This is a genomic window from Paenibacillus sp. PvR133 (assembly GCF_017833155.1).
GTDB classification, from domain to species: Bacteria; Bacillota; Bacilli; order Paenibacillales; family Paenibacillaceae; genus Paenibacillus; species Paenibacillus polymyxa_B.
Map to the genome: position 1 here is coordinate 5,603,035 of NZ_JAFIBS010000001.1, position 15,087 is coordinate 5,618,121.

Annotated in this window: 13 protein-coding genes and 1 pseudogene; 5 read left to right on the forward strand and 9 right to left on the reverse strand. The window is 44.3% G+C overall.

Translation table 11 applies throughout. From position 1 onward, the window contains the following. The first annotated feature begins 224 nt into the window (after positions 1-224). On the forward strand, positions 225-1,526 hold the full coding sequence (locus JOE49_RS24485) for an MFS transporter (protein WP_053325926.1): 1,302 nt from the start codon (positions 225-227) through the stop codon (positions 1,524-1,526). A 129-nt stretch (positions 1,527-1,655) separates the two neighbouring features. On the opposite strand, the gene JOE49_RS24490 is transcribed toward JOE49_RS24485, so the two are convergent. Further along, the gene (locus JOE49_RS24490; RefSeq protein ID WP_023989828.1) at positions 1,656-1,913 is read right to left on the reverse strand and encodes a GlsB/YeaQ/YmgE family stress response membrane protein; all 258 of its coding nucleotides are present in this window, start codon (positions 1,911-1,913) and stop codon (positions 1,656-1,658) included. A 296-nt stretch (positions 1,914-2,209) separates the two neighbouring features. Here JOE49_RS24490 and JOE49_RS24495 point away from each other — a divergent pair, with 296 nt between their 5' ends. Continuing rightward, positions 2,210-2,473, forward strand: coding sequence for a YkgJ family cysteine cluster protein (locus tag JOE49_RS24495; protein ID WP_176716855.1), 264 nt, complete (start codon positions 2,210-2,212; stop codon positions 2,471-2,473). A 36-nt stretch (positions 2,474-2,509) separates the two neighbouring features. After that, positions 2,510-3,460 carry an acetylxylan esterase gene (locus tag JOE49_RS24500; RefSeq protein ID WP_053325927.1) on the forward strand — a complete coding sequence of 317 codons (951 nt, stop codon included), beginning with the start codon at positions 2,510-2,512 and terminating at the stop codon, positions 3,458-3,460. Positions 3,461-3,627: 167 nt separating this feature from the next. Here the strand turns inward: JOE49_RS24500 and JOE49_RS24505 are convergent, their stop codons facing one another. Then, on the reverse strand, positions 3,628-3,951 hold the full coding sequence (locus JOE49_RS24505; protein ID WP_053325928.1) for a DUF3817 domain-containing protein: 324 nt from the start codon (positions 3,949-3,951) through the stop codon (positions 3,628-3,630). A gap of 153 nt (positions 3,952-4,104) precedes the next feature. On the opposite strand from JOE49_RS24505, the gene JOE49_RS24510 reads away from it, so the two are divergent. Beyond that, positions 4,105-5,109 (forward strand): LLM class flavin-dependent oxidoreductase, encoded by a 1,005-nt coding sequence (locus JOE49_RS24510; protein ID WP_209943297.1) that lies wholly within the window; start codon positions 4,105-4,107, stop codon positions 5,107-5,109. 321 nt (positions 5,110-5,430) lie between these two features. On the opposite strand, the gene JOE49_RS24515 is transcribed toward JOE49_RS24510, so the two are convergent. From JOE49_RS24515 to JOE49_RS24530, 4 genes are all read right to left on the reverse strand, one after another. Next, positions 5,431-7,047 carry a cellulase family glycosylhydrolase gene (locus tag JOE49_RS24515; protein WP_209943299.1) on the reverse strand — a complete coding sequence of 539 codons (1,617 nt, stop codon included), beginning with the start codon at positions 7,045-7,047 and terminating at the stop codon, positions 5,431-5,433. Between the two features lie 405 nt (positions 7,048-7,452). Beyond that, on the reverse strand, positions 7,453-7,704 hold the full coding sequence (locus tag JOE49_RS24520) for a hypothetical protein (RefSeq protein WP_023989833.1): 252 nt from the start codon (positions 7,702-7,704) through the stop codon (positions 7,453-7,455). A 223-nt stretch (positions 7,705-7,927) separates the two neighbouring features. After that, the gene (dhaK, locus tag JOE49_RS24525; RefSeq protein WP_209943301.1) at positions 7,928-9,688 is read right to left on the reverse strand and encodes a dihydroxyacetone kinase subunit DhaK; all 1,761 of its coding nucleotides are present in this window, start codon (positions 9,686-9,688) and stop codon (positions 7,928-7,930) included. Position 9,689: 1 nt separating this feature from the next. After that, positions 9,690-10,823: a glycerol dehydrogenase gene (locus JOE49_RS24530; protein ID WP_209943303.1), complete on the reverse strand. Its 1,134-nt coding sequence runs from the start codon at positions 10,821-10,823 to the stop codon at positions 9,690-9,692. 189 nt (positions 10,824-11,012) lie between these two features. On the opposite strand from JOE49_RS24530, the gene JOE49_RS24535 reads away from it, so the two are divergent. Beyond that, positions 11,013-12,044 carry a PocR ligand-binding domain-containing protein gene (locus JOE49_RS24535; RefSeq protein WP_209943305.1) on the forward strand — a complete coding sequence of 344 codons (1,032 nt, stop codon included), beginning with the start codon at positions 11,013-11,015 and terminating at the stop codon, positions 12,042-12,044. 180 nt (positions 12,045-12,224) lie between these two features. On the opposite strand, the pseudogene JOE49_RS24540 reads toward JOE49_RS24535, so the two are convergent. The 3 genes and pseudogenes from JOE49_RS24540 to JOE49_RS24550 all read right to left on the reverse strand — a co-directional run bounded on the left by JOE49_RS24540 (position 12,225) and on the right by JOE49_RS24550 (position 15,081). Beyond that, positions 12,225-13,157 (reverse strand): annotated as a pseudogene (locus JOE49_RS24540) (DUF2167 domain-containing protein). A gap of 749 nt (positions 13,158-13,906) precedes the next feature. Next, entirely contained in the window at positions 13,907-14,536 is a 630-nt protein-coding gene (locus JOE49_RS24545) for a suppressor of fused domain protein (RefSeq protein ID WP_209943307.1), read from the reverse strand. 56 nt (positions 14,537-14,592) lie between these two features. After that, the gene (locus JOE49_RS24550; RefSeq protein ID WP_209943309.1) at positions 14,593-15,081 is read right to left on the reverse strand and encodes a hypothetical protein; all 489 of its coding nucleotides are present in this window, start codon (positions 15,079-15,081) and stop codon (positions 14,593-14,595) included. Positions 15,082-15,087: the final 6 nt, after the last annotated feature.

The following is a 15,087-nucleotide window of genomic DNA, read 5'->3' on the forward strand; positions in this document are numbered from 1 at the left end:
AATAGTACATCATTCATTTTCACGCGTCAATGCTTTTATCCAATAATCCCTATGCAAAAGGTAAGTTATATATCTTTGCAGCCTAAAGTTATTCTAGGTTGACTCTTTCATTGGCAGGCTATTCATTACAACTCCCCTCACAGCAACTTTTTCTGTACCCTTACGTTAGAGATTTCGTATAATAGGTTTTAATATGCAGTTTAGAAATATACCGGAGTGTGATCATGGATACCCAAAATTCAACCTTATCCTCTACATCACCTGAAGGAAGTCACTCGGCCTGGGCTACCTTCACTTCACCTTTAAAACAATCCAAAGCGTTCACCTTGTTGTGGCTTGGACATTGGATCGCAATGTTGGGGAGCTCAGTCACCACAGTCATTTTGCCACTGGTTATCTATTCCCTAACAGGCTCGACTACTATCATGGGACTGGCGATGACTGTTTATATGCTGCCTAACGTACTTATTCTGCCTTTCGCAGGAATGATCGTGGACAGAATTGACCGAATTCGTCTCCTTCTGTTTACGAATATCGCCCGGTTTGGACTGATGTTCATTGCGGCGGTGCTGATGTTTACAGGCGGGATGAAATTGCCGGTTCTATTCGTTGGCCTAGCGTTGTACGGATTGATGGACGGTATCTTTAATCCTGCTTATTCTGCCTTACGCGCACAGGTGTTCACACCGGACATACGTAATGCAGCTAACGCGCTTAGTCAGATCAGTATACAAGCCGTCCGTCTACTTGGCCCTCCGTTAGGAGGCTTCATTGTATCTTTTTCCTCACCGGGTGTCGGCTTTGGACTGGATTCCATCGCTTATCTGATATCTTTTGCCTGTTTTTGGATGCTGAGCGCTCATTTGGCCTCCATCATCGGCAAAGGTCAGGTAGATCCAGAACAGCAAGATCAGGGTGGACAGCATTTTCTCAAGGATTTTATCGCAGGCTTTATCATTCTCAAAAGCCATCCTTGGCTATGGATTACGATTCTTGCCTTTTCCTTCATTAATATTTGTTATTCAGGCATTATCGCTGTACTCATTCCGTGGCTGTTCAAGGTTCATCATGGCTACAATCCAGTCGTATACGGCATTGCGATGGCAAGTAGCGGCATTGGCGCCATGCTGGGGGCCTTTGTGTATGGCTCACGTAAGCATTGGAAGCATCGCGGCCTGCTCGCTTACTTAGGAGCTTTTGTCAGCGGCCTTGCTTTACTACTGTTGTCCGTAGTCACTTGGATGCCAGGACTGATTATGAGCATGATGCTCGAAGGATTTGGCATTATGATATTTGCGATTATCTGGGAGACAAGCCTTCAGGAATTAGTCCCAGCCGAGTCTTTTGGACGTGTAGCTAGTCTGGATCTAATGTTTTCCTTTGCCCTGCTCCCTGTCGGCTATCTGGCCGTAGGTGCTGTAGCGGATAAGCTTGGTGGTATGTTCACAATTGGCATGTTTGCAACCATCGGCATGTGTATCGTGCTTGGCGTTCTAAGTGTTCCTCATATCAGGCGTTTTCAATAGGAAAAATTCGTCACTTTTCCTCAAAAAAAGCTGCTCCCACAGGTTCATTTTCGAACCTTGCGGAAGCAGCTTCTTTCCATTTTTATCCTTGTGCCCCATAGGGACTAGTTTATTCAATGATTCGTAATGTTAGCCTCTACTCCGTCCAACGGAACGGAAGATCAAGCTTACAATCACGACCAGCACAATCGCACCAATTAATGCAGGAACGATGTAGAACGATCCGATTTCCGGACCCCAGTTTCCCAGAATCAAGCTACCCAACCATGCGCCGATAAAACCAGCGATGATGTTACCTATCACGCCACCCGGAACATCACGACCTGCAATAATTCCTGCCAACCAACCAATAATACCACCAACAATCAATGCCCATAACCAACTCATTTTGCGTCACCTCGTTTAAGTTTTTATCGTTGTGTTCTATTATTAACCACTCGAACTCCTTTTGAACACACAAAAGACGATTGGTTAATATTACCACAGAACGGAACACTGATTTAGGGACTTGATACCATCTTACGTGCCTCTACGACTATTTATACCCCTTGTGTGAAAAGTGTGTCTAATATGCGTTCATCCTTGTATTCCTGCTTTTTTTGTGCCATCCTCACATTATGGCTTCATTAATGTCACTTCATGCATAAGTTACAAAAATAACAGATTTTAAGGAGTGACCCCAACTGGAGTGTCGAGTAGGATGTGCCGCGTGCTGTATTGCCATTACGATTTCTTCCCCTATTCCCGGCATGCCAGATGGAAAACCAGCTGGTGTTCCTTGCCCTCAGCTCACTTCCGATTACCGTTGCCGATTGTTTGGCAAACCTGAGCGCCCAGTTGTATGCAGTGGATTCCATGCTGATGAGGATACGTGTGGAAGCACTAATGAAAGAGCATTTGAACTGCTGAGAAAGCTGGAGGAGTCAACTTTACCGGGTAAAACTTAAGGAGAAGTTCATTCTATATGAAGGAGAATTTTAATTATGAATGTTATTGAAAAAAGAATTGCCGAATTAAAGCAATATCGGCCCGATCTTACCGCCCCGAAGGATATCGATTTATTCTGGGCCAAAACATTGGAAGAAGTACACACCAAACCTGTACGTGCGTTCAAAGCTCCCGTAGAAACACCATATCCTCATATCCTTGCCTACCGGGTTACTTTTGAGGGTGTCGATGATACGCCTCTGCATGCCTGGTATGTACGCCCCCGATTTGCCGGAGATCAAAAGCTGCCGTGTATCGTTCTGTTTCATGGCTATACAGGCGGAAAAGGCTATCCTGAAGATTATTCCTCTTGGCTCATGCTTGGCTTTGCTGTATTGGCAGTAGATGTACGTGGTCAGGGAGGAGAAACGGGAGACCGTCTGGGTGATCCTCACGGTACGGTTAAAGGCTGGGTAACGAAAGGGATATTGGACAAGGATACCTGCTACTACAAAACGATTACAACCGATGCCCTTAGAGCCGTAGATTGGGTAGCGGAGCAGTCGGATGTTGATTCGGCTAAAATCGCAATCAGTGGCGCCAGTCAGGGCGGCGGACTTTCATTAATGGTGGCTGCGCTCAGCGATAAAGCTGCCATTACGGTCGCGGATATCCCCAATATGTGTCATATGGATTTTGGTATGATGAATTCTACCAGTTCACTGACGGAAGCAGCTGAATTCGTCAACCGATTTCCGGAGCATTTGGAGCAGGTACTACATACATTAAGTTATTTTGACGTGATGAATCTTGCTCATCGCATTCGTACCCCGATCATGGTATCGGTAGGGTTCAAGGATACTGTGTGTATGCCAGAGACGATTTTCGCCGCTTATAACCGTATTGAATCACCGAAAACGATTGAAATTTATCCGTTTACCGGACATTGGGTTGAAGGCTTTCAAAGACGCAAAACGGCAGAATTTTTAGTTCAGCATTTTTCATAATTCGCTTCCCAACGCTCGAAAATACAGTATATAGAATAGTTCCTCCGGTGCACAAAAAAAGAACACCACGCATCAAACTGCGTAATGTTCTTTTCTACTGTATCGGGGCCAGTTCCGCTTACGCTAGACAAACTCCTCGACACTTCACACGAAAAAATCTTCTAAGATTACGATGCAGCTCGCTGTTCTGCTGCCGAATCCCCTGTCCATTTTCGCACCCAAACAAAATCCATAATCATCAGACCAAACGGGATGAAGGAGGCGAACATAATAAAAAGAGGCCGCCGTATAGACCAGTGCAGTGCTGTTTTTCCATAGATTAAAGCAACGAGGAGCAACAAAAAGCTCACCCGGTATATGTTACCAATCACCATAACCGCCTGGGTCATGCCCGCAGCTTGCAGCGGCTGGTGGGTGAATAGTATCGCCAAATAAGCTATAGCTTGAAGCCAAAGCATGAGTCGGACACGCCCCAAAGGTGTTCTTAACACAAATTCAATCCCCTCTCCATAAGCAAGGATGTTCTCTCATCCTTTACACATCCTTTATTATAACGAAAAGGTCCCCAAACTCCAACCTATCCATTTTTGAGTTTTGACCTAATGAGTTGTGTCTGATACAGTTGTGTAAGAGGTGATTGCAAAATGCTTAAACTGGGTATACTGGACCAGTCTCATATTCCTGAAGGCGGTAATGCTCAGGATGCATTATTCAATACAACAGATTTAGCGCGTGAAGCTGATCAACTGGGATATAGCCGTTATTGGGTATCCGAACATCATGCGTCCAAAACACTAGCGCACTCCAGCCCTGAGGTGCTGATTGCGCATTTGGCTGCTCACACATCACGCATTCGTGTAGGTTCAGGCGGTATTATGCTGCCACACTACAGCGCGTATAAAGTCGCCGAAAACTTCCGCTTGCTGGAGGCACTCCATCCAGGACGCATCGACCTGGGAATAGGGCGTGCTCCCGGTGGTTTACCGCTGGCTACTCGTGCTCTGCAGGAAGGCAAGTACCAATCTGTCGAACAATATCCACAGCAGATTCTCGATTTAATCGACTACTTCCATGATTCGGTGCCTGACAATCATCGATTTGCCGGTCTTCATGCCTCCCCGATGATATCGACCGTCCCTGAATTATGGTTGCTTGGCTCCAGCGGAGAAAGCGCTAGATTGGCTGCGATGATGGGTGCCTCCTATGCCTTTGCCCAATTTTTCGGGACTCCAGGTGGTGTAGAAGCTACCGCACGTTACCACGAGCAATTCCAGCCTTCGATCCTGGGTGATAAGCCCCATTCCATGGCGGCAGTTACGGTGGCCTGCGCGGAAACCGAAGAAGAAGCTGAACAACTGGCGTCCAGTGCTAGTTTGTATTTCCTTTTGCTTATGCAAGGTAAAGAAATGAGTTCTCTTCCGTCGGTGAAAACAGCAATGTCCTATCCGTACACGGAGTTGGATCGTGAGCGGCTGCGTCAATCCGCAGCATGGCGTGTTGTTGGTACCCCTGAACAGTGTAAGGAACAGCTGCTAAGACTGGCTGAGCAGTATCGTACCGATGAGTTGCTGATCGTTTCATCCATACATGACTTTGATAAACGTGTTCAGTCCTACCGTCTGCTGGCCAAAGCTTTTGATTTGGTATAGACACAGTTGAACGGAGGCTGAGCTTCAGAAACATAAAAACCCCCGCCTGCCTATAATGGCAACAGCGGGGGTTTGTCGTAGAGAGGGGTTCATTGGAACCACCCACTCTGCACTATGGAAGTAATTCAAGCACCACAAAAGTCGAACATCATCTGGTACTTTGGTAGTATATATACCGAAACTAAAGTGTCAGTCGTTACCTTCTAAAGTTCCAGTCCTCATATACCAAAGACGCATATTCTATACTCCAAACCTTGGAAATCTTCCACCCAAAAGTCCCATATCTTTACTCGTTCCGATAAAGTTAGTAACGATTAAATTCTAAGGCTCTATCCCCCAAACCAGCTTACCCTGCTGATATACAGTGCCATGGTCCCAGTCTGCGAATGCTGTTTGGGTAGCACCATAGGAGTAATCGTTGGTCTCATCAAAATTGCTCCAATTTGCAGCATGAATCCGGGGTTGAATTTCTCCGCTTTCCCCTCCGGGCTGAATCGTTCCCGCTCCATCTGTGAAAGAGATCTCCATATATTTATCAGCCTTAGCCTTTGGATTCGGCAATGTTACAAATGTTACTTTTACCTTTTCATTGCCAATCCTGGCCCAGTCTACAAAAAACTGCTGAGCTTGTTTGCTTTCATCTGTGTAATAGTAGCGAATTTTTAGATCACTCAACTTCACAGCTGTTTTCCCTGTATTTTTGATATTAAATTCAGGACGGATTGCGTTATCCTTGGCGTTCGTGTCACCGGTGCGATACTGAAGCACAATCCCTTGATCGTTACTGCCTGGTGTACTTCCTCCGTTACCGTTATCGCCGCCGTTGTTGCCACCACCGTTATTACCGCCAGTGTTGCCGCCATCTCCGCCGTTATTCCCACCGTTGTTTCCGCCTCCACCATTGTTGCTGGAGCCTTCCAGAATCGCCTGTTTTACGAATTTGCCGGAAGCGGACAATTGTGAATCAGGCCATCCTCCCTTACGGTCAGCACCAGGCAACAGCGCAGCAGAGGTCTCATTTTTATCTGCCAGCGACCAGTTAGCCCAACTGATTCCACGGCTTGCCAGAAAATCAGTCCATACTTTGGATTCATTCAGGAACGGACCACCGTTACCCGAAGCATCGCTTGTACCCCACTCGGTAGCAAATATGCCCACGCCTTTGTTCAGCGCATAATCGACCCGATCGCGCAAGTACTGTCCATGCGTACCCGCATAGAAATGTACGGTATACATTGTATTCTTGTCTGGAAGTGGATGGTCTGCTGCATCATGTACATCCTGACTCCATGTGCCTGTTCCTACAATAATAATATTGTCCGGGTCCTTAGCACGAATAACCTGAGATACCTCAGACGCATAAGGTCGGATTTGATTGTTCCAGTTCACATTCCCATTCGGCTCATTGGCAAGCTCATAGATTACATTAGGCAAATGGCCGTACTGAGTCGAAAATTCATTAAAGAAAGCTTTGGCTTCATTTTTATGAATGTTCGGATCGCCATCTGAGAGAATGTGCCAGTCAATAATGACGTACAAGCCCAGTTTCTGTGCTGCCTCAATCGCTTCCTTCACTTTATTTTTCAAAGAAGGATTGGCGATATAACCATCTTCTTCAGTGTACAGTGCAACCCGGAATACGGAAATGCCCCAATCGTCCCGTAGCCATTTCATAGAGTCCTGATTTACCAGATCCCCAAACCATTGGACGCCGTGAGAGCTAATACCTTTGAGTTGTACAGGTTTACCGTTTTTATCTACAAGTTTGCCATTCTTTACTGAAAGTTGTCCGTAACGTTCCACAGGGGTCGTCCCAGCAGCCTCTGCTGTTTGCGTATTCCAGTTGAATCCGTTCGTTAACGTTAACAGTAATACTGCTGTTAGCATCACCGCTACTCTTTTTGCGATCCTTGGCAGGATCCATTGCCCATTCATCATTTACACATTCCTTCCTTTTTATAAAGTAGATGAGACTTATCAGTACGTTGTTCTCCGCTCTTTTGCCCCTCCTTCATACAACAAGAGGATCAGGTCCAAACATAGATGTCACTTACCTGTATATGGATGATACTACTATTATAGTTAGTTTCATGTTACATTTCGACTTTATGATAGAAAATGAACAGGAAGTCACGGTTTTGGGATGTGTTCTGCTTAGTTGGCTACTATAGAGTACTAAAGGGACAAAAGACTCATTTACCAATTGCAAAATTTGGAGAATTTTAGTTGTTTAATAAAAAAAGACTGCTTCCCGATGCCTTGGCTCGGTATAGCAGTCTTATAAATGATCTTATATGTGATCGAATAATGTTACAAATTTCGTCTTAACGTAGGATCTCCCTATTACCCCTGAGCAGTTGCTTGAGGTTCTTTGGTCGTCTGATCTTCCTTCATATCGCCGCCATCCGTCGCTTGATCTGTCAGTAAAGTCTCAGATGAGTTACCTATTACCTTGTCTATAAGTTGCAGCCAAGGTTCTTCACTACCTCCACAGCTCTCAATATCACCGAGCAGGGACTCTAGCGTGGTTCCTTCTTCTGGCAAATCAATAACTAAACTGTCTTCGTCAACTTGGATGGTGCAGCAGGTTTTCATTGTAAATCCCTCGCTTAATTCATATTTGAGCATGCAGTAAGCTAGCTCAGATGGGATGAACTCCCATGGATTCCGGGATAAGCCCTTTGAATCCGTCTGAAATTATAAACCTAATGCACATCAATTGCAATGAACAAACCTTGAATTTTTAAGAATTAGCGAGTGTTACAGAATGGATATCTAAACGAAATGTTCGCTACAGTAATTTTGGATATATAGAGAATCATTTCAAACACTCAGCGAGCTCCGTAAATATCACCCCAAGCGCATAAGCCCCCGCATCTGGATAACCGAGGCTTCTCTCTCCGACCGTTCCGGCACGACCCATGCGCGCCACGATGTCTTCCGTCTTTTTGGCCCCTGATACAGCGGCTTGAGCACCACTTACAAAGGCTGCCTTCACATCAAAATCTAATTTTACGCTCTCCAACCAGCTATCCGCACATGGCACTAATGCATCTATAAGCGTTTTATCGCCAACGACGGCTCCTCTGCCGAAAGAACGTTCGCCTGTTGATTGTATGCCTTGCACCGCAGCCTGCATCATATCCGCGAATTCGGAAACGGTGAGTTCGGTTCGTTCGCCCGCAGATCGTGCCGCTGCGCGAAATGCTGAACCCCAGATCGGACCCGAAGCGCCACCGCAATATTCCATGATGACGAGCGAGCATGAATGAAGAAAGGCTCCCATCGTCAAAGAATCTTGATTCAGGATGTCTCTCCATTCTCGTTTCAGCTGACGAAATCCCTTAGCAACGCTCATGCCAAAGTCGCCGTCGCCTGCATGAGAGTCAAGATCGCAGAAAGGTACCTCATTCTTGATGATAACCTCGCTCATCTTATCGACTAAATAGATAAGATTGTTCAACGTAACTTTGTTGTTCTCAATAACCGCGAAGGCAGGGTCCGTTTCCACCTCAAAGGATACTTGCCGCTTTTCGTCTGCTACAGTTGAAATATCCGTGAATACGACATGATCAACAGGTCCAGCCATCTTGAACGCAGGTGCGTTGCTTTCATGGGAAAGGAGCGTTTTCAGTTCGTTGTCCAGCTTCATGATGGAAACCGAGATGCCTGCCATATCGATACTCGTCATATAATTGTTGACAAAAGTGCGATCGATCGTGATCCCCTTCGCTGCTAGTTCGCGGGTGACCGAATGATTGAAGAGGTACAGTTCTTGCAGAGGGGTGCCGCCGAAACCATTGATCAACAGGGCGATTTCTCCGCCGAATCCAGTTTCGATCTGCATGTCTCGAAGGAGATCGGTTACCATTCTGCCTGCCAGCGTATCCGCATCTGTCAGCTTCTCGCGGCTGGTCCCAGGCTCGCCGTGAATGCCGACGCCGTACTCGATTTCATCATGCCCGAGCTCTAATGTTGGCGTGCCCTTCGCCGGCACGGTACACGAAGTCAATGCGAATCCAATACTGCGTACATTCGCAGCGGCTTTCTCCGCCACTGCTTTAACTTCCGCCAGACTACGGCCCTCTTCCGCCGCTGCACCCGCGATCTTATGGACGAGTACCGTTCCCGCCACCCCGCGCCGTCCGACCGTATATAGGCTGTCTTCTACAGCGATGTCGTCTTCAACCTTTACATAGTCCACTTCCAGACCGTCTTCAGTGGCCAGATGGGCGCCGTTTCTAAAGTTCATAATATCGCCGCTGTAATTTTTAATAATCAGCAGCGCACCTTTTTTCCCGGTTGTCGCTCGGATGGCCTGATATACTTGAATTTGTGAGGGAGAGGCGAAGACATCACCGCAGACCGCGGCATCGAGCATCCCTTTGCCAACAAAGCCGGCGTGGGCGGGCTCATGACCACTGCCACCGCCGCTGATGAGCGTTACTTTCTCCGCGTTCAATTCCTTTTTTTTGAGCACTTTGTATTTTGGCAGAAATTCCAGCTCGGGATGCGCGAGCGCAATACCGCTGCACATCTCAAGGACCAAATTTTCCGCACGGTTGATGACCTTTTTCATGCTACTTTACCTCCGCTTTGTACTGGCTCCCGATACGGTCGGCCGCAGCGATTGCCGCTGCAACCTGCTCCACTGTGACCGGAAACGGCATGGAATGAATCGATTCCTCCAGAATGCAGGCCTTTGCAGCTACTTCCATGAGTTCTTCCTGGCTGATATGATCGACGCCAATATCGGCCAAGCAGACCGGTAAACCGACGGCTAAACAGAAATCAAGTACCTGAAGTAATTCTTCCGTCGGTGCGTTTTCGAGCACCAGCTGTGCGATCGTACCGAATGCAACTTTCTCTCCATGATAATAATGATGCGTGCCTTCCAAAATCGTGAGTCCATCATGAATCGCATGGGCCGCCGCAAGTCCGCCGCTCTCGAATCCGAGGCCTGAGAGTAAAATATTAGTTTCAATGATATTTTCGAGTGCTTGCGTAACTTGGTTTTCATCACATGCCGCTTTTGCTTTGGTACCGTCTTTCAACAGCATTTCATAACATAGCGTTGCAAGTGCAATCGCCGCATTTGTACCTACTGTTGGCGCACACTGTCCTTCGCGTACTCCGTTAGGCAGTCCGGCATTGACCCTGGAGTAAGAACGGGAGGTCGCACGGGCTTCAAAGTAAGTCGACAGTGCATCACCCATGCCTGATACGAGGAATCGGGTTGGTGCATTGGCAATTACGGTGGTGTCGACTAATACGACACTCGGACTTTGCTTAAAATAGGCGTAATCGTCGAAAGCGCCTTCCGGGGTGTAAAGAACGGCCGAGTGACTTGTCGGTGCATCCGTCGCAGCAATCGTCGGACAGATGATAAGCGCTTCCCCTTGGGCCACGCATTTCGCCGCGTCGATCGCTTTCCCACCGCCGAGACCTACGATACAATCGCATCCATTCGCAGTAGCAATTTCCTGAAGTCTAGACACTTCCTGTCTGGAACACTCACCCATAAAACCGCTTTCAATAAAGGTCACGTTATATTTATCCAAAGTGGAATCAAGCTTATCTTTTACCCGCGCCACATCGGCAGGATGCGCAATCAGTAAAGCGGATTTGCCGAAGGTGCTCACATAGTAACCCAAATTCAACAATTCGTTTTCACCTTGTACATATTTGCTTGGGCTGATAAAAGCTTTTCTCATCTATAATTCCTCCTTATGATTGTGTTGGCTTCGTTCTGATTAAAACTATAACCGAACCATGTAAACTTTACATTGGAGGAATCAAGGAATATATTATAATCTACAATCGTATTTTTTTGCACTGAAGATCACAAATTGTACTTTTTTGTTATCACTTACAGGATAATTTACCATTAAGGGATGAGAATCTTGATCCGTGAACATTTGAGCATCCAGAAAATCTTTGATTTGAAAAAGTGGGAGCAGTTGCAGGATTCATTAGCATCCGTTACCAAATTAGCCATTCTCACCGTCGATTATAAAGGAAATCCCGTAACTAGCCACAGCCAATGCCAATCGTTCTGCAAGAAGGTTCGCCAGGATGAGAGTCTCCTTCCCTACTGCCAAAAATGTGACTCTCGCGGTGGACTTGAAGCGGTGCGTTCCAACAAACCTTATATTTATCTCTGTCATTATGACATCGTCGACATCGCGGTACCGATCATTATTGACGATAAGTACATCGGCGCCGTCATGGCAGGTCAGGTCCGCTTAGCCGATCCTTCGAGCGCCTTACAGTTGGAGCAAATCCTCACGTCAAAAAATGAAAAACTGTACAGTTCCAAATGGGAGGAACTTAAGAACGACTACGCCGATCTGCCATCCATGACCTATCAGGAAATTCAGACGATCTCCAACATGTTATCCTTATTGTGTAATTATATTGTTGAAGAAGCCATGAACAAAAATCTTCTCGCAGAAATGTTCGAGAAGGCGTCGGCCACACAGTCCACTCTGCAGTTGTCCGAGATCCTTCCTGGCTACTCGCTGGAGCATATCGAAAGCCTTAAGAAAGAAATGAATAATTTCTTAGCAGATGCCTATCTGAATTCCTCAGGAGATGTGAATATTCCGTGCGGAAATCCCGTACTAAAACCCGCCTTTGAATATATTTTTCAGCACAAGGGTGAAACTTTTTCTCTCAAAGCCATGGCTGACTTGTGCCACATTAGCCCAAGCTATTTTAGTCGGCTGTTTGCCAAGGAAACGGGGGAGAACTTTTCCAGCTATCTTTCCCGCCTGAAGATTAAATGGGCGAAGCAATTGCTTGAAGCTACAGATATTCCTGTATCTCAGATCAGTAGCGAGCTCGGCTTCAATGAGCCAGGGTATTTCATTAAAATATTCAAAAAGTATGAAGGCACAACGCCCGCGGTGTACCGAAAGTATTACAAGGGATAAAATAAACGAAAAACAGATGATTCACGGGTCTAAGGTCACCATGATCATCTGTTCATGTAAATTAGTTCTGCTCAGCTACTTATGTCCTGGTGTGCTTCTCAAGCTGCAAGAGATCGTGATTTGCGCTCAATCACCATACCCTTTTTATCAGCAATTTTATGTTGGATTGTTTCTTTATCTTTACTGTAGTGTTTCTGACTGATCCTGAACGTTCGTTTCATTGTGCACGGATTCCGATTTTTTCTTGCGAAATAATTTGGCGAAAAACTTGCCTATTACACCAAACATACCTGCACAAGCAGCACCAATAAGTATGATAACCTTAATTCCTGCGCCCTTAAAAAAAGCAATGAGTAATGCCAACAAGCCTACCTTTTTAGCTACTGCCAAGCCTGCTCCTCCCAAAATCAATCCGGTCAGGCCGTATTCGGAAATTTTGTCCGTTGAAGCATTAAAATCCTCGTACCGCTCACCTGATTTGACTGTCAGCTTGGGTAATATGTTCTCATTCAAAAACTTCTTATCTGCGTCCAAATGCGCAGGATCGGACACTAATATGGCAGAGATATAACCCTGACGAGTGAGCAAGCGAACATTATAATTGATCAGCTTTTCCTTGTTCCCATCCTCCGCCAGCATAGACCAGGTTAGATTATGGGTCGCTTCATTATAAAAAGGCTCCACATCCCAACCCGTAACATACAGGCGATCACTTTCCGCTTTTTCCTTGTTACTCTCTTCCGTACCCTATTTATAATTATCTAGAATGCCATCCGCATCGATGTCTTCTTTTTCATCATCCTTGATGTGTCCAAGTTCATAGTATTCAAAAACAACTTCCCAATTTTGATTTTCATCTTTCGGAAATATACTCCCAATCTCCTTACCAGATGGCTTCTCATGATTCATCTCGCTTACCTTTGCTGTGTTAGCTGCATCCAAGAAAAGAAGAGATGATTCCAGTTCAACCGTAGCCATTTTTCCCAGGTCTATCTTTCGGCCACCCTCAATCCATTTTAATTGTTCATTGGATGAGGCCCACGCGTTGCCCCCACTGAGCAACACCAGACTAAGCGCCAACAGCGCTCCAAAAATCGTTTGGCCCCATTTCATTTTGTTACTACATGTGTTATCTAGTCTCTTGTTCAAAACTCATTACCCCTTTATAAATTCCAATATCTCCCGTGTTCCCAACCATATTATCCACTTCTTCATATTTTGTCAATTCGCAGTATAAAAGGGAGTTTCTGAGACTTAATACTCATTTTTATACATATGTATGCAAATATTCTAATCTAATCGAACTGAATTAATAATATGTGAATGAGCGATAAGAAAAACTCATAAAGGACAAGCACAATTGCGCAATGGCACTACTTCTCCGTTCCGGTTTCTACTTATGAATTTCTAAAAAGGGCTTATTCCTTGATACGACAACCCCATTGACTTCTAGCTTAATTTCGGACAATCTATCTAGCATAAAAAATTCCGAATTTCATCAGATTAAGGAATGCATCATTCATCTAACAAGTGAATTTAGTCTTAGTGACTTTTTTCCTATTTTTAAATATATGTCAACTTTTTTATTTAAAAGAATGTATAGGCTTTCATAAGATTGATTGATTAGAAATAAGCTAATTATTGAAAAGCCCCCATACAAGTTTACTGCTTGTTTTGGGGCTAGGAGTTATTCACCAGTATTTGAATGAGCACACAACTGGTCATTCTCTACAAGTAAAAAACTTATTCCTCTCATTTTTCGAGTGAAATAAGTTTTTTAAAGATCAATTATAATTTTTGGAGTCAATTAATTGTGTAACTTCATTTCACAATCTGTTGTTTTTGCTCTCTTTAATTAGCTATTAACATCCTTGCTTACATGTATTTAATCTATTAACTTTAACAATATCATTTACGTTATATTCATCAAACTTTTCAAGAAGAGCACCAAAGCCTTGTGATAATTGATATTTCATTTCTTCCTGATATATTGGAAAAACAACCAAAAATTGTATTGTTTTATCCTCACTTAACATTAACGAACTAAATCCTTCATCTTCACGAATTGGAGGTAATAATAGCATACAAGTAAAATCATTGTTATTTGCAATTGGTTCTGGAGGATCCCCATTAGGTATAGTGTCTCCATAACAAAACCAAGTGCTTCTTTCATTCGGGAACTTGCCAAGTTTTCTTAGCCAACCAAATGGCCAATAATCTTTAAAATCTTTAATGTCTTCTTTAGCCACAGGCCATGATGTCGGAAGATACATGATGAGTTCTGTATATTCCCAATCTTTATTATCCTCTGAAACTTGTGCAGGTAATAAGCTCATTCCTGACGTTATAATAGTATGATAGTCTCGTTGTTCGTTTGCTCGAAAAATTATTAAGTTTATATTTAGACTTTCTGAAACGGTCTCTATGTTTATTAAATCTGGCTCACCAATGTATTTCTTATAATGTTCTAATAATTGATCATTTATATCCAATATTTTCACTTCCTCTTCTAAGCAATCTCTTTATATTAAAGTTCCCCCATAGGTTGTTAGAATACCAACAGGCTTCCTTGAGGCCACTTACCTTTCCAACCACAAGGTATATGTCCTGAATTATATATTTCCAATAATTCTGTATGAAAACCTGGTTTTACATACGTGCTATATGCATATTCCATCAATGCAGTAAGCAAATCCCACTCAACGCTCTCATATATACAATTATTTAATTTATTTTCTTGTATAAATGTAGAAATATTTCTAAGGACTCCTTCCTTAAGTAATAATTTAGCCTCTATAGTAATATTATTCCACTGTCTGTATTCTTCTCGCCAGTTCTCATGCAGAGTCGAAGTTAATTGATTTCTTATTTGGAGTCTAACATTATCCCAAGTAGAATTAACTTTTTTTTCAACATCAACCCAGTTGCGTACTTGCGTAACATTAACATTGAATGTAGCATTAATAGCTTCCCCACAGTTACTGAAAAAGTTAATTTTAGATATTTTATTATCATAAAAATCCTTTACTTCGTTCATTGTCTT